This is a genomic window from Leisingera methylohalidivorans DSM 14336, from assembly GCF_000511355.1.
GTDB classification, from domain to species: Bacteria; Pseudomonadota; Alphaproteobacteria; order Rhodobacterales; family Rhodobacteraceae; genus Leisingera; species Leisingera methylohalidivorans.
In genome coordinates, this window is record NC_023135.1 from 1,877,940 (window position 1) to 1,902,455 (window position 24,516).

The 24,516-nt window shown below is 62.0% G+C and carries 20 protein-coding genes; 12 read left to right on the forward strand and 8 right to left on the reverse strand.

Annotated elements, in window-relative coordinates:
- Positions 1 to 4 precede the first annotated feature (4 nt).
- From METH_RS09350 to METH_RS09360, 3 genes are all read left to right on the forward strand, one after another.
- The gene (locus tag METH_RS09350) at positions 5 to 481 is read left to right on the forward strand and encodes an arsenate reductase ArsC (RefSeq protein WP_024090208.1); all 477 of its coding nucleotides are present in this window, start codon (positions 5 to 7) and stop codon (positions 479 to 481) included.
- Complete coding sequence (locus tag METH_RS09355) at positions 478 to 1,134, forward strand: aquaporin (protein ID WP_024090209.1); 657 nt, start codon at positions 478 to 480, stop codon at positions 1,132 to 1,134. Before METH_RS09350 ends, METH_RS09355 begins: the two co-directional genes overlap by 4 nt.
- A 128-nt stretch (positions 1,135 to 1,262) precedes the next feature.
- Positions 1,263 to 1,493, forward strand: a complete 231-nt coding sequence (locus METH_RS09360; protein WP_024090210.1) for a hypothetical protein — start codon at positions 1,263 to 1,265, stop codon at positions 1,491 to 1,493.
- Between the two features lie 29 nt (positions 1,494 to 1,522).
- Here METH_RS09360 and METH_RS09365 read toward each other — a convergent pair whose 3' ends face one another.
- Positions 1,523 to 2,146 carry a helix-turn-helix domain-containing protein gene (locus METH_RS09365; protein WP_024090211.1) on the reverse strand — a complete coding sequence of 208 codons (624 nt, stop codon included), beginning with the start codon at positions 2,144 to 2,146 and terminating at the stop codon, positions 1,523 to 1,525.
- A gap of 64 nt (positions 2,147 to 2,210) precedes the next feature.
- On the opposite strand from METH_RS09365, the gene METH_RS09370 reads away from it, so the two are divergent.
- From METH_RS09370 to METH_RS22660, 4 genes are all read left to right on the forward strand, one after another.
- A complete protein-coding gene (locus METH_RS09370; RefSeq protein WP_024090212.1) occupies positions 2,211 to 3,716 on the forward strand; it encodes a class I adenylate-forming enzyme family protein in 1,506 nt (501 codons plus the stop codon).
- Entirely contained in the window at positions 3,713 to 4,378 is a 666-nt protein-coding gene (locus METH_RS09375) for a DsbA family oxidoreductase (protein ID WP_044008377.1), read from the forward strand. The genes METH_RS09370 and METH_RS09375 overlap by 4 nt, the downstream gene beginning before the upstream one ends.
- A gap of 151 nt (positions 4,379 to 4,529) precedes the next feature.
- Positions 4,530 to 5,771 (forward strand): MFS transporter, encoded by a 1,242-nt coding sequence (locus METH_RS09380; protein ID WP_052348692.1) that lies wholly within the window; start codon positions 4,530 to 4,532, stop codon positions 5,769 to 5,771.
- A 390-nt stretch (positions 5,772 to 6,161) separates the two neighbouring features.
- Complete coding sequence (locus tag METH_RS22660; RefSeq protein WP_024090215.1) at positions 6,162 to 6,365, forward strand: hypothetical protein; 204 nt, start codon at positions 6,162 to 6,164, stop codon at positions 6,363 to 6,365.
- Positions 6,366 to 7,025: 660 nt separating this feature from the next.
- Here the strand turns inward: METH_RS22660 and mfd are convergent.
- Together mfd and METH_RS09395 are read right to left on the reverse strand one after the other, a co-directional pair.
- Entirely contained in the window at positions 7,026 to 10,490 is a 3,465-nt protein-coding gene (gene mfd, locus METH_RS09390; protein ID WP_024090217.1) for a transcription-repair coupling factor, read from the reverse strand.
- Between the two features lie 44 nt (positions 10,491 to 10,534).
- A complete protein-coding gene (locus tag METH_RS09395) occupies positions 10,535 to 11,056 on the reverse strand; it encodes a hypothetical protein (protein ID WP_024090218.1) in 522 nt (173 codons plus the stop codon).
- A 184-nt stretch (positions 11,057 to 11,240) separates the two neighbouring features.
- Here METH_RS09395 and hemB point away from each other — a divergent pair, with 184 nt between their 5' ends.
- Both hemB and METH_RS09405 read left to right on the forward strand, forming a co-directional pair.
- The gene (gene hemB, locus METH_RS09400; RefSeq protein WP_024090219.1) at positions 11,241 to 12,239 is read left to right on the forward strand and encodes a porphobilinogen synthase; all 999 of its coding nucleotides are present in this window, start codon (positions 11,241 to 11,243) and stop codon (positions 12,237 to 12,239) included.
- 151 nt (positions 12,240 to 12,390) lie between these two features.
- Complete coding sequence (locus METH_RS09405; RefSeq protein ID WP_024090220.1) at positions 12,391 to 12,966, forward strand: lipid-binding SYLF domain-containing protein; 576 nt, start codon at positions 12,391 to 12,393, stop codon at positions 12,964 to 12,966.
- A gap of 102 nt (positions 12,967 to 13,068) precedes the next feature.
- On the opposite strand, the gene METH_RS09410 is transcribed toward METH_RS09405, so the two are convergent.
- A complete protein-coding gene (locus tag METH_RS09410; RefSeq protein WP_024090221.1) occupies positions 13,069 to 13,941 on the reverse strand; it encodes an NAD(P)-dependent oxidoreductase in 873 nt (290 codons plus the stop codon).
- 115 nt (positions 13,942 to 14,056) lie between these two features.
- Here METH_RS09410 and METH_RS09415 point away from each other — a divergent pair, with 115 nt between their 5' ends.
- Complete coding sequence (locus tag METH_RS09415; protein WP_024090222.1) at positions 14,057 to 16,534, forward strand: penicillin acylase family protein; 2,478 nt, start codon at positions 14,057 to 14,059, stop codon at positions 16,532 to 16,534.
- Positions 16,535 to 16,582: 48 nt separating this feature from the next.
- Here METH_RS09415 and hflX read toward each other — a convergent pair whose 3' ends face one another.
- The 4 genes from hflX to trkA form a co-directional block, all read right to left on the reverse strand.
- Entirely contained in the window at positions 16,583 to 17,854 is a 1,272-nt protein-coding gene (hflX, locus tag METH_RS09420; RefSeq protein WP_024090223.1) for a GTPase HflX, read from the reverse strand.
- Positions 17,854 to 18,093 carry an RNA chaperone Hfq gene (gene hfq, locus METH_RS09425; RefSeq protein ID WP_005611588.1) on the reverse strand — a complete coding sequence of 80 codons (240 nt, stop codon included), beginning with the start codon at positions 18,091 to 18,093 and terminating at the stop codon, positions 17,854 to 17,856. Before hfq ends, hflX begins: the two co-directional genes overlap by 1 nt.
- A gap of 119 nt (positions 18,094 to 18,212) precedes the next feature.
- Positions 18,213 to 19,748 (reverse strand): TrkH family potassium uptake protein, encoded by a 1,536-nt coding sequence (locus tag METH_RS09430; protein WP_024090224.1) that lies wholly within the window; start codon positions 19,746 to 19,748, stop codon positions 18,213 to 18,215.
- Position 19,749: 1 nt separating this feature from the next.
- Entirely contained in the window at positions 19,750 to 21,126 is a 1,377-nt protein-coding gene (gene trkA / locus METH_RS09435; protein ID WP_024090225.1) for a Trk system potassium transporter TrkA, read from the reverse strand.
- A gap of 134 nt (positions 21,127 to 21,260) precedes the next feature.
- Here trkA and METH_RS09440 point away from each other — a divergent pair, with 134 nt between their 5' ends.
- Positions 21,261 to 21,707 (forward strand): hypothetical protein, encoded by a 447-nt coding sequence (locus tag METH_RS09440; RefSeq protein WP_245602976.1) that lies wholly within the window; start codon positions 21,261 to 21,263, stop codon positions 21,705 to 21,707.
- A gap of 481 nt (positions 21,708 to 22,188) precedes the next feature.
- Entirely contained in the window at positions 22,189 to 24,477 is a 2,289-nt protein-coding gene (locus METH_RS09445) for a caspase family protein (RefSeq protein WP_024090227.1), read from the forward strand.
- Positions 24,478 to 24,516: the final 39 nt, after the last annotated feature.

The following is a 24,516-nucleotide window of genomic DNA, read 5'->3' on the forward strand; positions in this document are numbered from 1 at the left end:
ACCCATGAACATTCTCGTCCTTTGCACGGGCAACTCTGCCCGCTCCATCCTGCTGGAATCGATTTTCAACAGCCTCGGCGCGGGCCGCACCCGTGCGTTTTCCGCTGGCTCCAAACCCACCGGCGAGGTGCATCCGCAATCCCTGGCGCTGCTGGAAGAGCTTGGCCAAGATGCCGCCGGCGCCCGCTCCAAGAGCTGGGACGAGTTTGCCGCTGAAGGCGCGCCGGAAATGGACATGGTGATCACCGTCTGCGCTTCGGCTGCTGGTGAAACCTGCCCGATTTGGCCCGGCACGCCGGTTCGCGCGCACTGGGGCGTCGCAGATCCGGCTGCCGCAGACCAGCCGGAATGGGACACAGCCTTCCGCGCCGCTTACATCACACTGGAACAGCGTGCCAAAGCGCTGCTGGATCTGCCATTTGAGACCATGAACGCAACCGAACTGACGCAGCAGCTCAAACGGATTGGAGAGATCGTATGACCGGGCAGAAACTGCTGGCCGAGGGGCTGGGCACGGCTATGCTGCTGATTGGCGTTGTCGGCTCCGGCATCATGGCTGAAAACCTGGCCGGCGGGAACGTGGCGCTGGCGCTGCTGGCCAATGCAATTGCCACCGGCTGCATGCTCTATGTAATCATCACCACGCTGGGGCCGGTTTCCGGTGCGCATTTCAATCCGGCGGTGACCCTCGCCTTTGCGTTGCGCGGCGACCATTCCTGGAGCGCGTCAGCACCCTATATCGCGGTGCAGATCATTGGTGGCATCCTGGGGGTCTGGGCCTGCCACGTCATGTTTGATCTTGCAATTTTGCAAAGCTCCGAAACCATGCACCGAACCGGAACGGCTCAGTGGTTGTCCGAAATCCTGGCCACTTTCGGCCTGCTGTTCGTAATTTTCGGCGGGCTGCGGTCGCGTCCCGATGCGGTGCCCGCGCTGGTCGGCCTCTATATCACCGGGGCTTACTGGTTCACCTCTTCCACCAGCTTTGCCAACCCGGCGGTGACCATTGCGCGCGGCTTCAGCGACACCTTTGCAGGCATCTATCCGGGCCATATTCCGATGTTCATTGCCATGCAGGTGATCGCGGTGGGCATTGGCCACATCACTCTGCCGCGGCTGTTTGCACGGGGCTGATCACTGGCGGAATCTTGCTGATTGCGGCGGCCCCGGGCTGATGCCCCGCGGCCGCCGTTACACAAAGCTTGAAAAATGCTAGCATAAGGGTCCAACAACCCAAATCCGTTTGTCAGGGAGGCCCCCCAATGCCTGTACAGACAGCAGCTGCCAGCTGGATTGACAGGATGCCCCGCATCAAACAGCGCTTTCCGCATCTGAAAGCCAGCAACGCGCCGTCACTTGTGGATGACCGGGACAGATTTGTTGCCTATCTGGCCCGCACCCATCACCTTACCTTGAACGAAGCCAGGGAGGAGGTGGACGACTTCCTCTATATCGAAAGCCTGCTGAGAGAACTGGACGGGCGGCCGCACTAGCAGCACAGCCCCTGTTTCAGGTCCCGCAATCAAGCCAGCGACGTCACCCAAAGGATCATTGCATCTTCAGGGCTGACGGATATGACATTGTGCCCCATGGCCGCGTCGTAATAGGCGCTGTCACCGCGGCGCATTTCGATCGGCTCATAAAACTCCGTATAAAGCTTGACCACCCCGGTCAGCACATACAGGAATTCCTCGCCATCATGGCGCACCCAGCCGTCAAATTCATCCAGCGACCGTGCCCGCACCCGCGCCCTGTACGGCAGCATCTGCTTGCGCGACAGACCGTCCGCCAGCAGCTCGTGCTCATATGTCGCGGTGGCATGGGCTGACCCGTCACCCGATTTGGTCACCGTCATCCGCCCGTTCACCTGATCGCGCTGCGGCTGGGTAAACAGCTGCGGCACCGAGATCTGGAGGCCCACAGCCAGCTTCTTAAGCGCCTCATAAGTCGGTGACATCTGGCCATTTTCAATCTTGGACAGGGTCGAACGCGCCAGCCCGGCCTGATTGGCAGCATGCTCCAGTGTCCAATCCCGCGCCTTGCGCAGTTCGCGCACGCGTGCCCCCAGGTCCAATGGCTCTGCTTCGTCATCTCCGCCGTTTGCACGGGCGATGGTAATCAGGGATTTCGGGTCACGGCCAGTCATAGCCACTCTATAAGCCGCACCGGCGCAGCTTGCAACGCAGGACGGTGCGGGCTACCCAATTGCCATGCTGTCTGTTTTTGATCAGGGGCCCTTTGCGCCCTGCCCCGCACCCTTTAATCTCGCGGCCCATGTGCTGCGCCATGCCCGGCGGCTGGCGGATAAACCCGCGCTGTCAGTTCTGCAAGGCGATGGCAGCGAAGTTTGGACATACGCCCGGCTTGAATCCGCCGTGCGCGGCACCGGGACCGGGCTTCTCAAGGCTGGGCTGAAACCCGGAGACATCGTGCTGATGCGGCTGGGGAACACGGTGGAGTTTCCAATTGCCTATCTCGGCGCCATTGCGGCCGGGCTGGTACCGGTTCCAACCTCAGCCCAGCTGACAGCGCCCGAAACCGCCCGGATGATCGCCGATCTGAACCCGGCTGCAGTTCTGCGCGACCCTGCTGTGGCTTGCGCGAGTCACCCGCTGCAAATCAGCAGCGCCAGCTTGCTGGAAATGCACCGGCTGCCTCCCTGTGATTACGCTTTTGGAGACCCGGAGCGGCTTGCCTATGTGGTCTACACCTCCGGCACCAGCGGAAATCCGCGCGCCGTCGCCCACGCACACCGGGCAGTTTGGGCGCGGCAGATGATGGTGGAGGGCTGGTACGGTCTGACAGCAGACGACCGGCTGCTGCATGCTGGCGCTTTCAACTGGACTTACACGCTGGGCACCGGCCTGCTGGACCCCTGGGCGGCGGGTGCAACCGCGCTGATCCCGCAGCCTGGGACCCCGCCAGCGGACCTGCCCGCACTGCTGCGCCGCCACCGGGCAACCCTCTTTGCCGCCGCCCCCGGCGTTTACCGGAAATTCCTGCACGCCGGCCCGCTCGAACTGCCGGACTTGCGGCATGGGCTTTGCGCTGGTGAAAAGCTTTCCCGCCATCTTCACGCAGCCTGGGAGACCGCAACAGGTTGCGGGTTGTTCGAGGCTTTCGGCATGTCGGAATGTTCCACTTTCATTTCTTCTTCGCCGTCCTGCCCTGCACAGGACGGAGCGCTCGGGCAGCCGCAACCCGGCCGCAGAACCGCCATACTGGGCAGCGGCGGACCGGTTCCGATGGGGGAGGAAGGCACCATCGCAATCCACCGCTCGGACCCGGGGCTGATGCTCGGCTATCTGAATGCGCCTGAAGAAACTGCTGCCCGCTATCAGGGGGATTGGTTCCTGACCGGTGATCAGGGCACAATGTCTGAGAACGGCCAGATCCGCTACCTGGGCCGTGCAGACGACATGATGAACGCCGGCGGCTACCGGGTTTCGCCGATCGAAGTTGAAACCGCGCTCGCCGCCCATCCCGGCATCACCCAGGCCGGTGCCGCAGCGGTTGAGGTAAAGCCGGACACCTATGTCATCGCGGCCTTCTATACCGGTCCCGAAGAGTTGATCCCGGAACAGCTGCAGGCCTTTGCATCCCAGCGCCTGGCCCGTTACAAGCAGCCCCGCGCTTATGTCCACCTCGATGCCCTGCCTATGGGTGCCAATGGCAAACTGCTGCGCCGCGCCCTGCCCGCCCTGTTCAAAGGATGACCCAAATGACCGACGTCAAACTCGACATCCTGTCGGACCCGATCTGCCCATGGTGCTATATCGGTAAGACCCATCTGGACAAGGCACTGGCCGAAGTGCCCGATCATCCCTTTATCATCGAATGGCACCCTTTCCAGCTGAACCCGGATATGCCGCGTGAAGGCATGGACCGGCGCGACTACCTGGAGCGTAAATTCGGCGGCAAGGACGGCGCGGTGAAGGCTTATGCGCCAGTGGTGGAACACGCCGAAAAGGCCGGCCTCGCCATCAATTTCGAGGCGATGACGCGCACCCCTAACACGCTGGATGCGCACCGGCTGATCCATTGGGCCGGGATCGAGGGCAAGCAGACGCAGGTGGTGGACGCCCTGTTCAGAGCTTATTTCATTGACGCGAAGGACATCGGAGACCACGCGGTTCTGACGGAAATCGCAAGCGGGGTTGGAATGGAGGCTGACGTCACCGCGCGCCTGCTCCTAGGCGACAGCGATGTGCAGACCATCCAGAACCGCGACGCCCACTCCCGTAAAATGGGGGTAAGTTCGGTGCCGACGTTTATTGTTGCAAGCCAGCACGCCGTGCCCGGCGCCCAGCCGCCGGAGCTGTGGAAACAAGTGATTGAGGACATCCTGCAGCAGCAGAAGGCCGCAGAGGCCGAATAACCTCACGGAAACTACTTAGCATCGCAACAATGCACAATTTCCTGTGCAGCCGGGCGCTGGTCCGGCTCATGGATTCGTGCTACCGGAACCGGACAGCTCCCGGACCGGCCTTGATCCCCGGAACCTTCTGAAGAGCTGTTAGAGGATTCAAATGTCTCAGTCTCAGTCTCAGGTTCAATCTCCGGCCCATGGCATGGCCAAGGCTGAATTCATTGCGCTTATCGCGATGATGTTTGCCACCATTGCCTTTTCAATCGACGCGATGCTGCCCGCGCTGCCCGAAATCGGCCAGGCGCTAAGCCCCGATGACAGCAACCGTGCCCAGCTGGTGCTGACCTCCTTTGTGCTGGGCATGGGGATCGGCACGTTCTTTACCGGCCCGCTGTCCGATACCTTTGGCCGCAAGCAGGTCATTGCCGGCGGTGCAGCCCTGTATATCGTCGCAGCAGCCGTAGCCTGGCAGGCGCAATCATTGGAGCTGCTGCTGGCCTCCCGCGTCGTCATGGGGCTGGGTGCAGCCGGGCCGCGGGTGGTTGGCATTGCCATTGTGCGTGACCTTTATTCAGGCCGGGAAATGGCGCGGCTGATGTCGATTGCAATGATGATCTTCACGCTGGTTCCCGCCTTTGCGCCGATGCTGGGCGCAGGCATCATCGCGTTTTCCAGCTGGCGCGGTATCTTTCTGGCCTTTGCCGTTTTCGCCATCCTCATCGTGATGTGGATGGGTCTGCGCCTCCCGGAAACGCTGGCACTGGAAAACCGCCGCCCCTTTCGTCTGCCGCTGCTTCTGAGCGCCGTGAAAGAGATGTTCGCCCATCCTGCCGTGCGCCTGTCGATCCTGGTGCAGACCCTTTGCCTCGGCATGCTGTTCACCATGCTGACAATGGTGCAGCAAGTCTATGACGTGATCTTTGACCGCGCCGGCAGCTTCCCCTTCTGGTTTGGATTTGTGGCCTTGATGGCAGGAACCGCCAGCCTGCTGAACGCAGCCATCGTTGTCCGCGTTGGCATGCGCAGGATCGTGACTTGGTCTTTGGCTGCGCAGGTCTGCATTTCCGCCATCATGCTGATGCTCAGCGGCCAGGCGCTGCCGGAAACGCTGCTGTTTGGCCTGTTTGTCGCGTGGCAAACCAGCGTGTTCTTTCTGGCGGGCACCACGCTTGGCAATCTCAACGCCATTGCGATGGAGCCGATGGGCCATATCGCCGGCATGGCGGCCTCGGTGATCGGTGCGATCTCCACTGTTCTTGCCGCCGCAATTGCCGCCCCCGTGGGCCTGTTGTTCGACGGTTCGCTGCTGCCGCTGGCCGCCGGGCTGCTGACAATGGCCGGCCTTGCGTTCCTGCTGATGCTGCAAATGGCACGGGCGGAGGCGCAATTGTCCGCCGAATAAATAACTCGTCCGGATGAACGCCCCTGCCTGACCTTTCCAGACACCGCGAGAGGTATATTCATGGGTCACGATTAAAACCTCGGCAGCTGATCCTCGCCATCCAGGCGCGCTATCCCCTTCGAGACGCAATCGAGCACATGCACGCCTGAGACTACGCTTCCGCTGGCGCCATGCTCAAGCCTATGCCGCCTGCCGGGACCATTTGGATCTGCGCGCGGTCTATACCTAAAGCCTACTGAAGCTGAGGTCCTGGAAGATGCGGGATCCAAAGTCCGGCCAACCTGCCGGCGGGGCCGCGACCTGGGAAGGCTCAGGAAGTACTTAAATCGGCAATAAGCAACGCCTCAAAAACGATGCGGCATCCCGGGAATCTGTATTGATGTTCATCTGATGGAGATGCCGCCCGCGCCTGAAGAGACCCTGAAGGCCGCCGATGTCCTGCGCGCACTGATGCCCGATGCAGGCCATCTGATACAGATGCCGCCCCATATTGACATGCTCCAAATTGATTTCCACAGCCTCGCGCACTGGAACCAAAAGGCGATTGAGGCGGATCAAAAGTTCGGCCAGCGCGAGGGCGTCCTCAATATATAGACAGGCTACCGCAAGCATAACTACAATTCCGCACTCTTCGGCGCGAATTTCTTGGTCAGATCGAACCTGCCCTGCGGGCCAATCTATGTACTCTGCAAGCTACCCCGCCGGAAATGCTGCTGGTCCAAAGCCGGCCATCGCGGATTTCTTTGATGGGTAAATGGCTTTGCAGCCGCAGATTGTGGTTCGTTTGGCCGCTGGGACGAGGCCATGGCGCTGGAACCGCCCGACGACCTATCCCTGTATTGTATCTTGACTGCCAACAGCCATCACCCCCGCGCCATCGGATTTGCGGCAACGGGCCGCTTGTCAAGCGACGAAGCGGTTAATGAAATCACAACCAAAATGCTGCGCGGCGATATTGCGTACCGCAAAGGTAACTTTTTGGGCTGGATAGTACCCTGCCGCGCACGTCGATCCATCCGGACAATAGCCGGAGCCTGAGAGGCCTGCACTAATGCCGGAAGGTCCATTGCTAACATTTTAAAATCCGGCACTTAAAACAGAAAATTTATATAGCACTGGCCCGCTCAGACCAGGTGGTGGCTGCGTCCTGTTTCCGCACCCAGGCGGCCCATAAAGCCGGACAGCTGCTGCGGTTGACCAAAATTTCTTCGAAGAAATTTGCCAAGGAAAATTGATCCTCCTTGGTTCCAAGTATCAAACCTTTGCTTTTGCCTTGGCCTTCTTCTTCTCCGCAACGACTTTCTCCGCCAGGTCGCGGGCAATGGCAAAAGCCCCTTTGATCTTGTCGCTGTCCTTCTTCCAGTCCCGCCTTATAACAATTTTGTTGTCCTTGACCTTAGCCAGACCATTCTGGCCCTGGATGAACTCCACCAGCCCCTGCGGCGAGGCGAATTTGTCATTGTGGAACTGGATCGTCGCGCCTTTTGGCCCGCCGTCCATCTTGGCAATGCCTGCGCGCTTGCACATTCCCTTGATCCGAACCACCAGCATCAGCGTGTTCACTTCCTTGGGCAGCTTGCCGAAACGGTCGATCAGCTCAGCGGCAAAGCCTTCCAGCTCCACCTTGGTCGACAGCGAGGACAAGCGGCGGTAGAGGCCCAGGCGCACGTCCAGGTCCGGCACATAGTCCTCGGGGATCAGTACCGGAACGCCCAAGTTGATCTGCGGCGCCCATTGCTCATCAGCATCCGATAGACCTTCCATCTCGCCCGCTTTGATTTTAGCGATCGCCTCCTCCAGCATGGATTGGTACAGTTCATAGCCAACATCGCGCATCTGGCCGGACTGCTCCTCTCCCAACAGGTTACCGGCGCCCCGGATATCAAGGTCTTGCGAGGCCAAGGTGAAGCCGGCGCCCAGTGTGTCCAGCGAGCCCAGAACCCGCAGCCGCTTCTCAGCCGCCGGTGTCAGCCGCTGGCGCGGCTTGGTCGTCAGATAGGCGTAAGCACGGGTTTTCGACCGCCCCACCCGGCCACGGATCTGGTAGAGCTGCGAGAGGCCGAACATGTCGGCGCGGTGCACCACCATGGTGTTGGCGGTAGGAATATCCAGGCCGCTTTCCACGATCGTCGTCGCCAGCAGCACGTCGTACTTGCCGTCATAAAAGGCGTTCATACGGTCATCGAGTTCCCCCGCTGCCATCTGCCCATGCGCCACCACATAAGACAGCTCCGGCAACTGTGCCTGCAGGAACGCCTCGACCTCCGGCAGGTCGGTGATCCGCGGCACCACATAGAAGCTTTGCCCGCCACGGTAATGCTCCCGCAGCAGTGCCTCGCGGATGGTGACGGTGTCGAATTCGCTGACGTAGGTGCGGATCGCCAGACGGTCCACCGGCGGGGTGCCGATGATAGACAGGTCCCGCACACCGGTCAGGCTGAGCTGCAGCGTCCGCGGGATCGGTGTCGCGGTCAGGGTCAGAACGTGAATGTCGCTGCGCAGCTGTTTCAGCCGTTCCTTGTGACCGACGCCAAAGTGCTGCTCTTCGTCGATGATCAGCAGCCCGAGGTTCTGGAACTTGATGTTCTTGGCCAGGACTGCGTGGGTGCCGACGACGATATCGACGGTTCCCTTTGCCAGTCCTTCGCGGGTCTTGCCGGCTTCCTTGGCGGAAATAAACCGCGACAGCTGCCTGACTTGCAAGGGAAACCCGCGAAAACGCTCGGCAAAAGAGGCTGCATGCTGGCGTGCCAGCAGCGTGGTCGGCGCCACCACAGCCACCTGCAGCCCGGTCATCGCCGCGACAAAGGCCGCCCGCATCGCCACCTCGGTCTTGCCAAAACCAACATCGCCGCAGATCAGCCGGTCCATCGGCTGGCCGGAGTGCAGATCCTCCATCACATCTTCGATTGCGCGCAGCTGGTCCTCGGTTTCCTGATAGGGGAAGCGGGCCGAGAATTCCTCCCAGGCATGCGACGGCGGGTCCATCACCGGCGCCTTGCGCAGGGCGCGTTCGGCAGCGATACGGATCAGCTTGTCCGCCATCTCACGGATGCGTTCCTTGAGCTTGGCCTTCTTGGCCTGCCAGGCACCGCCGCCAAGCCGGTCCAGCAGGCCTTCGTCATGGCCGTATTTGGACAGCAGCTCGATGTTTTCGACCGGCAGGTACAGCTTGGACGCTTCGGCATATTCCAGCAGAATGCACTCATGCGCGGCACCTGCGGCTGTCACCACTTCCAGCCCCTTGTAGCGGCCGATACCGTGGTCCACATGCACCACCAGATCGCCAGGGCTGAGGGATTGCGTCTCGGTCAGGAAGTTCTCGGCCTTGCGGCGTTTCTTCGGCGCCCGGATCAGCCGGTCGCCCAGTACATCCTGCTCCGAGATCACCGTCATGTCCGGCGCCTCGAACCCGTGCTCCAGCGCCCAGACCGCCAGATGCAACCCGCTTTTTCCGATCCGCGTGCCATCCATCACCGGGATGGCTTCTGCCAGGCCTTCGTCTTCGATCAGCCCGGTCAGGCGTTCCCGCGCGCCTTCGGAGTAGGAGGCAACAACAACCGGCCCCTCCTGCATCCGCGCTTTGATATGGGACGCCAAGGCACCAAAAAGACTTATGCTTTCCTGCTGCCGCTCGGGTGCGAAATTGCGCCCGATCCGCCCGCCTGCGTCCACAGTCCCTGGGCCCGAAGCCTGTGGCAGCGGGTGCAATTGCACCACACGGTGTTCTGCCGATGCAGCCTCCCAGGCGGCATCATCCAGATACAGCAATCCTGGAGGCGTGGGTTTGTAAACGGTATCAATCCGCCCCTTCTGCGCCATTGCGTGTTTGCGGGTTTCAAACTGGTCCTCGATTGTGTCCCAGCGCGCCAGCCGCGCCGGTGTCACCTGGTCGTCCAGCGTCACGGTCGCCTGCGGCAGGTAGTCAAACAGGGTTTCCAGCTTTTCATGGAAGAATGGCAGCCAATGCTCGATCCCCTGGTGCTTGCGGCCTGCGCTGACCGCTTCATACAGCGGATCATCGGTGCCCGCAGCGCCGAATTCGATCCGGTAGTTCTGCCGGAACCGGGTGATCGCCGCCTCGTCCAGGATCACCTCGGATACCGGTGCCAGTTCCACCACATCCAGTTTCTCGGTGGTCCGTTGCGTGGCTGGATCGAACCGGCGCGCGCCATCCAGCACATCGCCGAACAGATCCAGCCGCACCGGGCCGCTTTCACCCGGCGGGAAGATATCGATGATACCGCCGCGCACCGCATAGTCGCCCGGCTCCATCACCGTCGGGCTTTGGGTGAACCCCATACGCACCAGGAAACTGCGCAGCGCCCCTTCGTCAATCCGGTGATCGACGCGGGCGGTAAAGGCCGCCTCGCGCAGCACCTCGCGCGCAGGCACCCGCTGGCTGGCGGCATTCAACGTGGTCAGCAGCACAAACTGCTTGGGCATTTGATGCACCAGGGCCGCCAGAGTCGCCATCCGTGCAGCCGAGATATCGGCGTTCGGCGATACCCGGTCGTACGGCAGGCAATCCCAGCCCGGAAAGGCGAACACCGGCATTTCCGGCGCGAAAAAGGCAAGTGCAGACCGCATTGCCTCCATCCGCTTGTCGTCGCGCGCCACATGCAGAACCGGCGCGCCTGATTTCTGCACTTCCTTCAGGATCAGCCGGGCATCAAACCCTTCAGGCGCGCCGCCCATGGTGATTGCACGCTGTGCCATGCCTTATCCTTTCCGGGTGTCCTCAATGGGTCACTACCCGCCAGTTAGAATGCCCCGATGTTCAGGTTTTGATACATGCCCCAGAACGCGGTGACCACAATGGAGATGACCCCCACGAGCTGCACATAAAGCCGGCAGAACGCCAATCGCTTGCGCAGAGCCACGCCTGTGGCACCTTCCTGCCAGATCCGGCGCGCGGTCAATAAGCTGATCAGCCCGACCACGGCCATGGGGAATACCAGCAGGAAAACCGCTTGGGCGATCTCCAGCAGGAATACAAAGCCCAGCACTGCCAGGCCGGACATCACGAAACAGGACAGGGCCACAATCCATGGACCCGAAACCTCGGCAATGTACAGCAGACGGTTCACATAGACCCGAACGACATCCTCCAGATCGCGTTCCGCCTGGCCGCCGTTGCGCTGCGCCCGCTGGACCATGTCATAGGGAACCCCAAGGATCCAATGGCTGGCCGTCGACCACAGCACCGCCAGTGCAATCCAGTACCACAGGTTGGAGAATGACCGCAGCTCAATCATCTCATAGATAATATGAAGCAGATCCACGCCAGCCCCCCTGTTCTGCCCGCAGGTCTTCGGGCTGGAATTTGTCAACCGGCCCTATATCAACCGGGAAACGCGCGCAGGCAAGCCCTGCCTGCTGCACAAGTTTTCCGGCGCGGCGATTGTGCCTCTTGTTCCCGGGGGCGCTTCCATGCCACCCATGGGCAAGCCAAAACGAGAGACCGCCATGAAGCCCACCGTCGCGCCCTTTCCCGCCGCCCGCCTGCGCCGCACCCGTGCCAGCCAGGCCATCCGTGACCTGGTCCGGGAAAACACTCTGACCCCGGCTGATTTCATCTGGCCGGTGTTTGTCCGCGACGGCGAAGGTCTGGAGGAACCGATTGCTTCGATGCCCGGCGTTATGCGCCGATCAGTGGACAAGATTGCCGAAGCCGCGGTTGAGGCGCAAGCACTGGGGATCCCGGCGATCTGCCTGTTTCCCTATACCGATGCCTCGCTCAAAACCGGGGACTGCGCCGAAGCCTGGAACCCGGATAACCTGACCAACCGGGCGATCCGCGCGATTAAGGATGCCGCGCCGGATATCGCGGTGATGACCGACGTGGCGCTGGACCCCTATAACATCAACGGCCACGACGGCTATGTGGTGGACGGTGAAATCGTCAATGACGCCACCGTCGAGGCGCTGGTCAAGATGACCCTCGCCCAGGCGGATGCCGGTGCCGATATCATCGGACCCTCCGACATGATGGACGGGCGTATCGAGGCAATGCGCGGCGCCCTGGAAAAGGCAGCCCACCAGAATGTGGCGATCCTCTCCTACTCGGCCAAATACGCCTCTGGTTACTATGGACCATTCCGAGATGCAGTCGGCGCATCCGGTGCGCTGAAGGGCGACAAGAAAACCTATCAGATGGATCCGGCCAACAGCGACGAGGCGCTGCGGCTGGTTGAGCGCGACCTGATGGAGGGCGCCGACATGGTCATGGTGAAGCCCGGCATCGCCTATCTGGACATTTGCCACCGGGTGAAATCCGCCTTTGGCGTGCCGACCTTTGCCTATCAGGTCTCCGGCGAATACGCGATGATCCAGGCCGCGGCGCAAAACGGCTGGATCGACGGCGAAAAGGTGATGATGGAAAGCCTGATGGCTTTCAAACGGGCGGGCTGCAACGGCATTCTGACTTATTCCGCACCCGCCGCGGCCCGGCTGTTGAACGGCTGACACTGCCGATTGCCGCGGCAGGCGATCAGTTCAGCGGGAAGCCGCCGCTATCCGCTTTGCAGCGGATGACAGGCAGCGGTTTTCCGCGTATACAATTGGTCAGAGCCGGAGCATACCGGCCTTGGAGCAAATCATTACAGGCACCTGAAAAATGAGCAGTTTTTCCTCTTCCCGCATGACCCGCCGCGGTTTTGCCCTGACGGCCCTGGCCGGCGCCGGCGTCACCGCCGCCTGCGGCAACGGCGTTGGCAACAGCAACGGCGCCAAGATCGACGCCCGCGTCGATGCAACACTGAACCAGATGTACAGCCAGTACCCCAACACCCGCACCTTGGCCGAGAAGGCAACAGGCATGCTGGTGATGCCGCTGGTCACCGAGGCAGGCTTTGTCTTTGGCGGCGCCTATGGCCGCGGCGCCCTGCTGATCAACGGTGTGACGGTGGATTACTACTCCACTGTCAAGGGTAATGCCGGCCTGCAGATCGGCGCCCAGCAATATGCCCATGTGCTGTTTTTCATGACTCAGGACGCGCTGGCCGGGTTCCGCCGCTCAACCGGCTGGGCGGCAGGAGCAGATGTGGAATACGTGATCAAAGATGAAGGCAATGCGCTGACTGCCGACACAAATACGCTGACCTCCCCAATTCTCGCAGTGGTCTTCGGCCAGGCTGGCCTGCGCGTCGGCGCGACGCTGGAAGGCACCAAATACACCCGCATCATCCCTTGACCGGCCCCAAAGGCGGGGGCCACAGCCTTCGCTTCTTTCTGGCCGGAAATACTCCTGCCGGAGGCATGGCCTTTCCTTCAGGAAAGGCCATTTCTTTATTCCTCAGTCCAGCCTGCGCAACCGCTTGAACAGCGATGAGGTGTCCCAGCGCCCGCCGCCCATCTTCTGCACGTCCTTGTAAAACTGATCCACCAGGGCCGTCACCGGCAGGCTGGCACCGGTCGCATCAGCAGCGTCCAGGCAGATGCCCAGATCCTTGCGCATCCAGTCCACTGCAAAGCCGTGCTCGAAATGATCGTCCAGCATGGTTTCATAGCGGTTGGCCATCTGCCAGCTGCCCGCCGCGCCCTGGCTGATCACCTCGACCACCGCGCGCCCGTCTAGGCCCGCCTTCTCGGCAAAATGCAGCGCCTCGCTCAAGCCCTGGACCAGCCCGGCAATGGCAATCTGGTTGCACATCTTGGCCAGCTGCCCCGCGCCGCTGCCACCGATCCGGCGGCAGATTTTGGAATAGGCATCAATCACCGGCTCAACCCGGGCGTAAGCGGCCTCGTCTCCGCCGCACATAACTGACAGCACGCCATTCTCCGCCCCTGCCTGACCACCGGAAATCGGTGCATCAACAAAGAACATGCCTTTCTCCTCTGCGGCGCTATGCAGTTCCCGGGTCACGGTTTCCGACACCGTCGTGTGATCAACAAACACCGCCCCTTCGCCCATCCCGGCAAAGGCGCCATCCGCCCCCAGGCAGACCGAGCGCAGATCATCGTCATTTCCAACGCAGGCCATTACAAATTCAGCCCCCGCAGCAGCCGCCCGCGGTGTGGCGCCGAACTGGCCGCCATGCTCGGCGGCCCAAGCCTTGGCCTTGGCTTCGGTGCGGTTGTAGACGGTAACCTCATGGCCCGCGGCCTGCAGGTGCCCGGCCATCGGATAGCCCATGACGCCGAGCCCCAGAAACGCGATTTTTGCCATCTGCTTTTCCCTTGATCTGTCTTCGCTTATGTTGGCGCCAACCCTAACACCGCCGCCGCCGGGCGCAATCTGGCATGTGGCTGGACACAACAGAACTAAGGGAAAACAAACGCTGATGGGACATCTTTTCCGCTGGCTTCTGCGACTTTCTGCGGGGCTGATTCTGCTAAGCGTTCTGGCTATAGCACTGGTCTATTACCTCGCCTCGCAATCGCTGCCCGATTATGACAAGGAGCTTGCCCTGCCCGGCCTCTCCTCGCCCGTAGAGATTGTCCGCGACAACGCCAATGTGCCGCATATTTTCGGCAGTTTCGGCGCCAGCGACGAGGATGTGTACTTCGGCCTTGGCTATGCCCATGCGCAGGACCGCCTGTGGCAGATGACGGTGATGCGGCGCACCGCCCAGGGCCGCCTGTCGGAAATCTTCGGCACCCGCACGCTGGAAACCGACACCTACCTGCGCCGCCTGGATATCTACCGCCTGGCGCAGCAATCGGTGGCGGTGCAATCCCCCGAAGCAATGGCCGCGCTCAACGCATATGCCGCCGGGGTCAACGCCCGCCTTTTGGAGATCAACGAAGACGCGCTTGGCCGCGGTGCACCGGAAATGTTCCTGTTCAACATGCCGGTGGCTCCCTGGCAGCCTGCCGACAGTATCGCGATCATGAAGCTGATGGCGCTGCAGCTCTCCGGCCATATGAAGGAAGAGATCCTGCGCGCCCGCACCTCGCTGGCGCTGAATGACGCCACCCGGATCAAGGACATCCTGCCGGATGCGCCCGGCAAGGGCCTGACCGCTCTGCCGGAATATGCCGCTCTGGTTCCCGGCGTCCGGCAGTCCGCCTTGGCCGCACCTGCTGAGGAAAGCAAACTGTTGTTCCCCGTGGCGCCGCGAGGGCTGGCAGGGGCCTCGAATGCCTGGGCGGCTGCCTCTGGCCGGTCGGCGGCGGGCGGCACATTGCTGGCCAACGACCCGCACCTGCAGCTAAGCGCCCCCGGAGTCTGGTATCTGGCCCGGCTGGAGCTGGGCAGCGGCGGGGTGATTGGCGGCACCATCCCCGGAATCCCGGCTGTGATCACCGGACGGTCGGATGCTTTGGGCTGGGGCATTACCTCCTCTTACCTCGACGACCAGGATCTTTTCGTTGAGCGGTTGAACCCGGAAAATACCCAAGAATATCTCGGCATTGACGGCTACAAGAAGTTCATTTCCCGTCCCTCGATCATCAAGATCAAGGACGAGGCCCCAGTCACCCTGACCCTGCGCTGGACCGACAACGGCCCGGTGCTTCCCGGCTCGATGTTCAAACTGGCCGAGATCACCCCGCCCGGCCATGTGGTGTCGCTCAGCTGGACTGTGCTCAGCCCAAAGGATACCTCGATGAGCGCCGCCATCAGCCTGATGCGCACCACCACGGTACAGGACGCAATCATAGCAGGTGAAGACTTTGTCGCCCCCTCGCAAAACCTGACTCTGGCGGATCAGAATACAATTGCGCTGAAAACCGTCGGCGCCTTTCCAGTGCGCGACGCCGCGCACCAAAGCAAGGGCCGGATGCCAAGCCAGGGCTGGCGCCCGGAGAACCGCTGGCAGGGCCGCGCGCCTTATGCGGATAACCCGGAATTCATCAGCCCCGCAGGCGGTATCCTGGGCAATACCAACAACAAGATACTGGACCGGCCCTTCCCGAACCACGTCTCCTTTGACTGGGGCGACACCCAGCGCATTCACCGTTGGCAAAAACTGATGCAGAACCGCGAGGTGCATACCCGCGACAGTTTCATCGAGGCGCAGCTGGACACTGTTTCCTACACCGCCCGCACCCTTTTGCCGCTGATCGGAGCCGACCTGTGGTTCACCGGCGAGGCCGCGCCCGCCGGCACCCGCGAGCGCCAGCGCCAGATTGCCCTGACCCTGCTGTCGGGATGGAACGGCGAGATGAACGAGCATCTGCCGGAACCGCTGATCTATGCCGCCTGGCTGCGGGCGCTGCAGACCCGGCTGATCACCGACGAGCTGGGACCGGTGGCTAAATCCTTCCGCCATGTCGAGCCGTTGTTTATTGAACGGGTCTACCGCGACGTTGATGGCGCTGCCGCCTGGTGCAACGTGCGCCATAGCGCACCGCAGGAAAACTGCACCGAAATGGCCCGGCTGGCACTGGATGATGCACTGATCTGGATCGAGGAACGTTATGGCGACGCGCTGGAATCGCTGCGCTGGGGCGATGCCCATCAGGCTGCACAGGACCACCCGGTTCTGGGCGAGGTCCCGGTACTGCGCTATTTCGTGAACATCCGCCAGTCCACCAGCGGCAGCGGCAACACCCTGCAGCGCGGGAAAAGCTCAGGCAGGGATCCCGATCCTTTTCAGAACATCCATTCCGCCGGCTACCGCGGGGTCTATGATTTCGCCGACCCCGACAGTTCCGTCTTTATCGTTTCAACCGGCCAGTCCGGCCATCCTCTGTCGCGATACTATGATGACATGGCCCAGCTGTGGCGCCGCGGCGAATACATTCCGATGTCGCTGGACGAGAACCTGGCCCGCGCCGCAGCCGTCGGCATCACCCGGATCACTCCAAGGCAATAAAAAAGGGCGCTGCGGCGCCCTTTTCCGTTCTCGCATGACCCAAAAGGTTCACAGTCTTTCGAACTTGGCCTTTTGCCGGTCGGTCCACAGCACGGTGATGTCAAAACCGGTCTCGGTCTGTTCTTCGCTCTGAACCAGATCTTCCCTGAACAACCAGGCCCGCTGCTTGCCCTCGGCAAAGGTGAGTTTCAACAGCTCCTCGTGCCGCACGCCCTGAAGCTGCTCTGCGATATCGGCCAGCAACCCATCCAGCCCCTCACCCGTCAGAGCCGAGATTGCGTGGATGCCATCCTCACGTTCCGCACGCTGGCGGCGGGCTTCGGCGTCTTCTGCGGGCAACTGGTCCAGCTTGTTCCAAACCTCGATCCGGGCGCGGTTTTCATCCACCCCCAATGAGGCCAGGATTGCCTCCACATCCGCGGCCTGCTGCTTGCTTTCATCATGGCTGATGTCGCGCACATGCAGGATCACATCCGCAGCCAGAACTTCCTCCAGCGTCGCACGGAAGGCAGCCACCAGTTCGGTCGGCAAGTCCGAGATAAAACCAACTGTATCGGACAGGATCACCTCGGGGCCGTCCGGGATCTGCACCCGTCGCATGGTCGGGTCAAGCGTGGCAAAGAGCATGTCTTTGGCCATCACTTCGGCCCCGGTCAGCCGGTTGAATAGCGTCGATTTGCCAGCATTGGTATAGCCCACCAAAGCCACAATCGGATAGGGCACCTTGGCCCGCGAGGCACGGTGCAGCGTCCGGGTCTTCACCACCTTATCGAGCTGCCGCCGCAGGCGCACCAACTGGTCGTCGATGGCACGGCGGTCGGCCTCGATCTGGGTTTCGCCGGGTCCGCCGACAAATCCCAATCCGCCACGCTGGCGCTCCAGGTGGGTCCAGGCCCGCACCAGCCGGGTCCGCTGATAGCTGAGCGCCGCCATTTCGACCTGCAATACACCTTCTCGGGTGGCCGCACGGTCCGAGAATATCTCGAGGATCAGTCCGGTCCGGTCGAGGATCTTGACCTTCCAGGCTTTCTCCAAATTGCGCTGCTGCACCGGAGACACCGACCCGTCAATCAGGACCAGCTCCACCTCATTCGCCTTCAGGATGCCTGCCAGCTCTTCGATCTTGCCAGAGCCGAACAGCATCCCCGCGTGCGCCTTGGGCAGGCGCACCACATTGGAACCGATCACATCAAGATCGGGCAAGGCCGCTGCCAGTGCAATGGCCTCATCAAGCGCAGGAGCCGCCTCGCGGCGCCCGCTGTCGGATTTGATTTCCGGATGCAGCACCCAGGCACGGGTGCGCGTCCTTTCATGCTCCATCAATTGGAGTCTTCACCCTCATAGAGACTGATCGGCTGGGCAGGCATGATAGTCGAAATCGCGTGTTTGTAGACCAGCTGCGACTGTCCGTCGCGGCGCAGCAGCACGCAGAAGTTGTCGAACCAGGTGATCACACCCTGCAGTTTGACCCCGTTGATCAGAAAGATTGTAACCGGAACCTTGGTTTTGCGAACGTGATTCAGGAAGGCATCCTGAAGATTCTGTCTGTCCGAAGCCATTTTTAGTATCTCGCCTTTGTTCTTGCCGCGCGCCGCGGACCAGCGCGCACATTAAGTTCACTATGAACGGAGAAATTGCAAGTTTCCACCCGAAAAACACCTTTCACCCTGAAGGGCGGTCAGCTGCGCCAGAGGTTGGGTGACAACAGCGCGATGAAGGCCAGCGTCTCCAGCCGCCCCAGCACCATCGCAATGCACAAGATCAGCTTGGCCGGAGCTGTCAGCAGGTTCAGCACAATCGGCGTGCTGCCGGCCGCTTCTGCCAGCGGGCCGGTGGTCGACAGCGCGGCAACCGCAAGCACCAGCGATTGCTCAAAATCCGAGCCGACTGCGGCCAGTGCAGTGCTGACCACGGCCAGCGACAAAGCAAAAAGCATGAAAAATACCCAAGCCACAAACGCCCCGTTCTTTTGCAGCCGCTTGGTGCGGTTGCCTTCACCGCTCACCGAGCTGGGATGCACCAGACGCTCCATTTCGCGCAAACCGTTGAGGTAAAGCGCATAGACCCGCAGCAGCTTGACCCCGCCAGCAGTGGTGGCGACGCCGCCTCCGAAAACCGCCAGCCCCAGAAGGATCATCCCCGGAGTTTCCAGTCCCGACCAGGCCTGGGCGGCTTCCCAATGAGCGCTTTCAAAACCGGTGGTCGACAGGAACGACAGCACCGTAAACACGGTGCCCCATAGCGCCCGCAAGGCTTGCAGCAGATCTTGCCCGGCATCCACTTCGTAGGCGGCAACCCAGTGGCGCAGGAACAGCAGCAGCGGCACTCCAAAGACGATCAACAACCCGGTGCGGAACTCAGGGTCTTTGTCCAGCCGCCCCTCCCCTGCGGTGACTGTGTCACTGGAAAAGGTCAGCCGCGACAACGCGAAGAACATGAACAGGAACATCACCATTTCGCCCGCCAGACCGCTGGCGGCGTTCTCGACGCCACCAGTCGCAGATATCCCCGAGGTCGCCATGACAGACATCGCATGGCTGAGACCGGCCAGTGCCTGCTCGCCGGTGATCATCAGCAAAAGCCACAGTACAAGAGTCAATCCGGCATAAACCGGCGCCAAGGTGCGGGTGACCAGTACCAGCTGACGGCGGGGGTCTGCCCGTTCCATATGCAATGGACCGGCCATGCCGCCGCCGGGTTCCCCTTTGGCGGTGACTTCAAACCCGCCCAATGACATCGGCGCCAGCACCGCCGACGCGGCCACCCACATCAAAAGCCCGCCAAGCCAGCCGACAAGCGCCCGCCACAGATGCACGCTGGGCGGCAGCCGCCCCGGGTCGCCCCAGATGTCGGCGCCGGTGGTGGTGATGGCGCTGACCATATCGAAATAGGCGTTCAAAAACCGGGTGCTGACCAGCGCATCCTGAACCGGCACCGCCAGAAACAACGGCAGCACGGTGAAGGTTGCCAGCAGCGAAAGCAATTGCCCCGGCATCCCGTAGCGCGGGACCCGGTTGCCCATCGACAGGCCGATCAGCACCACCAGTACAAGCCCGGCAACACCGGCATAGAAAAAACTGCGCGAAGTATGATGGTCGTCCAGCACCAGCGCATGAACGGCCGGCAGCCACATCGCCAGCGAGGCAATGCCCCAGATCAGCAGAAACAGCGGCAGGCGCAGCACGCCAATGGGAGCTTTGACAGGGCGGCGCATCTTAGAAATAGTCGATCGAAACCTGCAGCAGGCGCTCGACCTCAGGCACATCGGCCGCCACCGCAAAGAGCGCAATCACATCGCCCTCCTCGATCCGCATCTGACCCGAGGGTCGCAGCATCTCGCCGTTTTTCAGCACCCCGCCGACCAGCACGCCTTCGGGGAAATCCGTTTCCCGGATCATCTGGCCGGCAATCGGCGAGGTCGACAGCACCTCGGCTTCGATCATCTCAGCCTCGGCATCGCCCAATGAGTAGACCTGGCGCACCCGGCCATAGCGGATATGGCGCAGGATTGAGCTGACGGTGGTGGAGCGCGGGTTGATATAGGCATCGATGCCCAGATGCGGCAGCAGCGGCACCAGGGTCGGGTCGTTGATCAGCGCAATCGCCAGCGGGCAGCCCTCGGCCTTGGCACGCACAGCGGCCAGCATGTTGGTCTTGTCGTCATCAGTTACCGCCAGCATCGCGTCCGCCTTTTCGATGCCCGCTTCGATCATCAGCGCCCGGTCCAGCCCGTCGCCGTTCAGCACAATGGTGCGTTCCAGGGTTTCCGCCGCCCGCTCGGCACAGGCGCGGTCGCGTTCGATCATCTTGGCCCGGATCCGTGTTGTGCTGGCCTCCAGCGCCTTGGCCACTTCCAGGCCGACGTTGCCGCCGCCGACCACGACCACCCGGTCCTGGCGCTTTTCGTGCTTGCCGAACACTTCGATGGTGCGGGGCACGTCATCGGCGTGGCTGAACACATAGCAGCTGTCGCCCACAAACAGCTGGTCGCCCGGTTCCGGCGCAAACAATGTGCCGTCGCGCCGCACCCCGACCACAATCGCGCGCAGCGTCGAAAACAAATCGGTCAGCTGCCGCAGCGGCGTATTCACCACCGGGCAATCAGCGTCGATATGGATCCCCAAAAGCTGCGCCTTGCCGCCCATGAAGGTCTCGGTGTCAAACGCCGCCGGCGCCGACAGCCGCTGCATTGCCGCTGCCGCCACCTCCCTCTCGGGGCTGATCACCACGTCAATCGGCAGATGCTCGCGCTGGTAAAGGTCGGAATAAATCGCCGTCAGATAGCTTTTGGCCCGCAGACGGGCGATCTTGCGCTGGACCTTGAAGACCGAGTGCGCCACCTGGCAGGTCACCATGTTGACCTCGTCCGAATGGGTGGCCGCGATGATCATGTCGGCATCCCGCGCCCCGGCCCGGTCCAGCACATCCGGATAAGAGGCAAACCCATGGATGCCCTGCACGTCCAGTGTATCTGTCGCCCGCCGCACCAGTTCCGGGTTGTTGTCGACAACCGTCACATCATTGTGCTCGCCGGACAGATGGCGGGCGATCTGCCAGCCGACCTGGCCCGCACCGCAGATAATGACCTTCATTTGCGTGTCCCTTGGCGGAATTTCGGGCGGAGTTTCGTCCGATGTGAATGACAGAAGCCGCTTTCACGGTCAATTTAATTGTAACTTGCTCTGATTGCAGCCATTCTTTGCGTATGTGCAAGGATCGGTCGATCATGGCGGCCCTGGTTTTGCTGTTGGGCACAGCGGCTTGCGGCCCGGTGCCTGTCTACTACAGGCAGGGGGCGGATGTATCGCTCCTGCAAAGTGATGAGCTTGGCTGTGCGGCACAAGCACTGCGGGATGCGCCCGTCGCCAATCAAATCCGCCAGCACCCCCCGGTGTTCTACCCCGGCCGCAAAGTCTGTTCCGGCGGCAGCTGCTATTACCGGCCCGGATATTGGGCAGACGGCGGCATCTACACGGTGGATGTGAACAAGCCCCTGCGCCAACGTCTGGAGAAATCCTGCATGGCAACCAAGGGCTACCAGCAGATCGCGCTGAAACGCTGCACCCGCCCCAACCCGGCCGCGGTGGCCGGACCGCAGCTGGCCCCGCTGAGCGACGCATCCTGCGCGCAGCGCAACAAGGATGGCAGCACCAGCATCCGCACAGGCGGTTAGGCTCACTCCCTTGCCGGCGGTGCGCGGCAGGCTAACTTTGAATTGCGCCACCGGATCACGTAAGCTGGTCGCGGATTGTTTGCTGACCAGTAGTTCATAGAGAAAGGTTCCCGATGCGGATACATTTCCTGTTTGCCGCGCTCCCTCTTGCAGCCGTGACAGCAGCCTGCGAGCCCGTGGCTCCGATTGCCCCGCCTCCGGCAGCAGCCCCGGCGTCTGCGCCTGCATCTTATACCACGCCGTCAGCGCGCCCGGCACCTGCGGCGGCCACCAGGGCCCCGGTCATCCCGGCAGAAGAATCGCCTGAGCCCGCCTATCGAGGCAGTGGCCCCGGGTCGGGCAGCGGAGCCGGCGGCGGCGGCGGCGGTGGAGGGTCCGGCGGAGGCGGCGGTGGGTCCGGCGGCGGCGGAGGCTGGGGTTAAACCCGGGCGCTGCCATGATCCCCCATCTGTCTAGATTTCCCTCCCTTGCAGCAGCCCTTTTGACCGGTACAGCACTGCTGCTGTCCTCAGCTGCCCAGGCGGCCTATGAAACCAGCGAGCGGGGCAATGCTCCGGAAACCGCCATCGTGATCGGCATTCAGGATTATGACCACGTCACCGACCTGACCAACACCCGCCAGGACGCCAAGGCAATGGCAGAGATGCTCAGCTCCTTCGGCTACACGGTCTACGAGGGCTACGACCTGGACAAGCGCGGGTTTGAAGCGCTGCTGCGCCAGGCCGCTCTCAACATCCGCGACGGCAGCCAGGTGTTCTTCTATTATGCAGGCCACGGTATCCAGCTGGGGCGGCGCAATTACCTGCTGACCAGCGACGCGGAGCTTACCGGCATTCACGATCTGCCCTTTCAGTCGGTCACCCTTGACCGTGTCTCTGCCATTCTCGGCGGCAAGGCGGGCAGCCAGATCCTGATGCTGGATTCCTGCCGCGACAACCCGGTGCCAGACGCCAAGCTTAACGCCGAGGTCGGCGCCCAGCTTTATGAAGCGCGCGAAGGGTTCGACGTGTTCCGACCGCCGCTCAACACATTGGTGGCATTTTCCACGTCGCCCGGCGCAACGGCGCTGGATGGCGAGCCTGGCGGCAACAGCCCCTATACCGCCTCGGTCGTGCGGCATTTTCCGGACCGGCCTGACGAAGATGCGATGACCGTCCTTTCAGCAATACGCGGCGATGTCTATGCGGCGACCGGCAACACGCAGGTGCCTTGGGAAAGCTCGACTCTGATGCAGAAGGTCTACCTGCGCCCGGCGGAGCGATCATTGAATATTGCCATGGCTGAATCCGAAACCGAAGTGGCCGGCCTTCACCGGATGCCCGCCGAACTGTCGGTGAAAATCCCCTTGGGCCGTGCGCTGGAATTGGCGCCGGAAATCAGCCCATATGTCCGCTCCGGAACCACCGTGTCGATTGTTGAATCGCCCTCGTCCGGGGTGACGTCGCTGCAAACCGGGGACAGTACCGGTCTCAGCCTCAGCTACGCGCCGAAACTGACCGAGCTTCCTGCCCGCAAAGACGGCGGTCAGGTCCGCAAAGACCGGATGGTGCTGCGGCTGGCCCAGGCCGGCGCGGTGCGCGACGTGACCGTGAACCTGGAAATGATCGCCCGGCAATGCGACCTCGAAGCCGGTGATTTACTGGATTTGCAGGGGGTTGGCCTGTACCGTTATCCCAACGAAATCAACCTTAAGGAAGCCGAGTCTGCCTGCCGTGACGCTATCGGGGCCGCTCCGGGAATCGGCCGCCTGCACTATCAGCTCGGCCGCGCTCTGCAGGGCCAGGGGCGCTTGATCGAAGCCTATGAGGCCTTTGAAAAGGCATCGGAACTGAACCATGTCCGCGCCTACAACGCGGTCGCTTATCTCCATGTCACCCCGAATGTCGATCGCGAAACTGTGCCCATTCCCTATAACCCGGACAAGGCCTTTGCCTTATGGGACAAGGGGATCGAGGCGGGCGACCCCTTTTCGATGCACGCTCGCGGCAAGCGGCTTTTGCGCAAAAACGGCACGCCGGAAGAAAAGCAGCGCGGTTTTGACCTGCTCAGCCGGGCAGTGGAGCTGGGCCATACCTATTCAATGAATGAGCTGGGGGTTTTCTTTCTGTGGAGCGGGGATGAACTGGCGCAGCCGGAACGCGGCTTTTCCTACCTGCAGGCTTCTGCCGGGCGCGGCGATATCTATGGCACTGCCAACCTTGGCTATGTGTACCGCGATGGCGGTGCGGGCCAGACAGTGGACAAGGAAAAAGCACGCACGCTGTTTGCCGAGGCCGCACAGCTGGGCCATCCCCATGCGCCGGCTGAAATCGGCCGGATGATCATGAGCGGCGACCTGCCTGGCAGCGACGCAGCCGAAGCGCTGGAATGGTATGACATGGGGCTGTCGCGCGGCGACGCCTGGGGCGGCGCCAACGGCGCCTGGGTTGCCCTCAACAGGCTGCCGGACCGGATCCCTGCCCACGCCGCCGCGGCGCGGGCGGGCAAGGCGATGGCGTTGAATAATCCCGATGCACGCGCCGCAGCGCGGGAGCTGTTGTCCGGCATGGCGGAATCAGACATCGCCGCAGGCACCCAATACATCCTGCGCCAGCTGGGGGCGGGGATCGCCATTGACGGCCAGTTCGGCCCGGCGTCTCGCAATCAGCTGGCGAATTGGGCGCGCCAAGCAGGTCTGCCCGCAACCGTTCCCAGTGATGCCATCAGCCAGTTGCAACTGGCCGCACAGGTCCATTTCGCGCTGAACCCGATCCGCCAAGACCTGTTCTGATCCGGCGATGCAAAACCGCCCGCGCCCGGAAATTCCGGG

Coding starts and splice junctions, on each gene's coding strand:
- METH_RS09350 (WP_024090208.1), top strand. CDS start 5: ATGAACATTCTCGTCCTTTGCACGGGCAACTCTGCCCGCTCCATCCTG.
- METH_RS09355 (WP_024090209.1), top strand. CDS start 478: ATGACCGGGCAGAAACTGCTGGCCGAGGGGCTGGGCACGGCTATGCTG.
- METH_RS09360 (WP_024090210.1), top strand. CDS start 1,263: ATGCCTGTACAGACAGCAGCTGCCAGCTGGATTGACAGGATGCCCCGC.
- METH_RS09365 (WP_024090211.1), bottom strand. CDS start 2,146: ATGACTGGCCGTGACCCGAAATCCCTGATTACCATCGCCCGTGCAAAC.
- METH_RS09370 (WP_024090212.1), top strand. CDS start 2,211: ATGCTGTCTGTTTTTGATCAGGGGCCCTTTGCGCCCTGCCCCGCACCC.
- METH_RS09375 (WP_044008377.1), top strand. CDS start 3,713: ATGACCCAAATGACCGACGTCAAACTCGACATCCTGTCGGACCCGATC.
- METH_RS09380 (WP_052348692.1), top strand. CDS start 4,530: ATGTCTCAGTCTCAGTCTCAGGTTCAATCTCCGGCCCATGGCATGGCC.
- METH_RS22660 (WP_024090215.1), top strand. CDS start 6,162: ATGGAGATGCCGCCCGCGCCTGAAGAGACCCTGAAGGCCGCCGATGTC.
- mfd (WP_024090217.1), bottom strand. CDS start 10,490: ATGGCACAGCGTGCAATCACCATGGGCGGCGCGCCTGAAGGGTTTGAT.
- hemB (WP_024090219.1), top strand. CDS start 11,241: ATGAAGCCCACCGTCGCGCCCTTTCCCGCCGCCCGCCTGCGCCGCACC.
- METH_RS09405 (WP_024090220.1), top strand. CDS start 12,391: ATGAGCAGTTTTTCCTCTTCCCGCATGACCCGCCGCGGTTTTGCCCTG.
- METH_RS09410 (WP_024090221.1), bottom strand. CDS start 13,941: ATGGCAAAAATCGCGTTTCTGGGGCTCGGCGTCATGGGCTATCCGATG.
- METH_RS09415 (WP_024090222.1), top strand. CDS start 14,057: ATGGGACATCTTTTCCGCTGGCTTCTGCGACTTTCTGCGGGGCTGATT.
- hflX (WP_024090223.1), bottom strand. CDS start 17,854: ATGGAGCATGAAAGGACGCGCACCCGTGCCTGGGTGCTGCATCCGGAA.
- hfq (WP_005611588.1), bottom strand. CDS start 18,093: ATGGCTTCGGACAGACAGAATCTTCAGGATGCCTTCCTGAATCACGTT.
- METH_RS09430 (WP_024090224.1), bottom strand. CDS start 19,748: ATGCGCCGCCCTGTCAAAGCTCCCATTGGCGTGCTGCGCCTGCCGCTG.
- trkA (WP_024090225.1), bottom strand. CDS start 21,126: ATGAAGGTCATTATCTGCGGTGCGGGCCAGGTCGGCTGGCAGATCGCC.
- METH_RS09440 (WP_245602976.1), top strand. CDS start 21,261: ATGGCGGCCCTGGTTTTGCTGTTGGGCACAGCGGCTTGCGGCCCGGTG.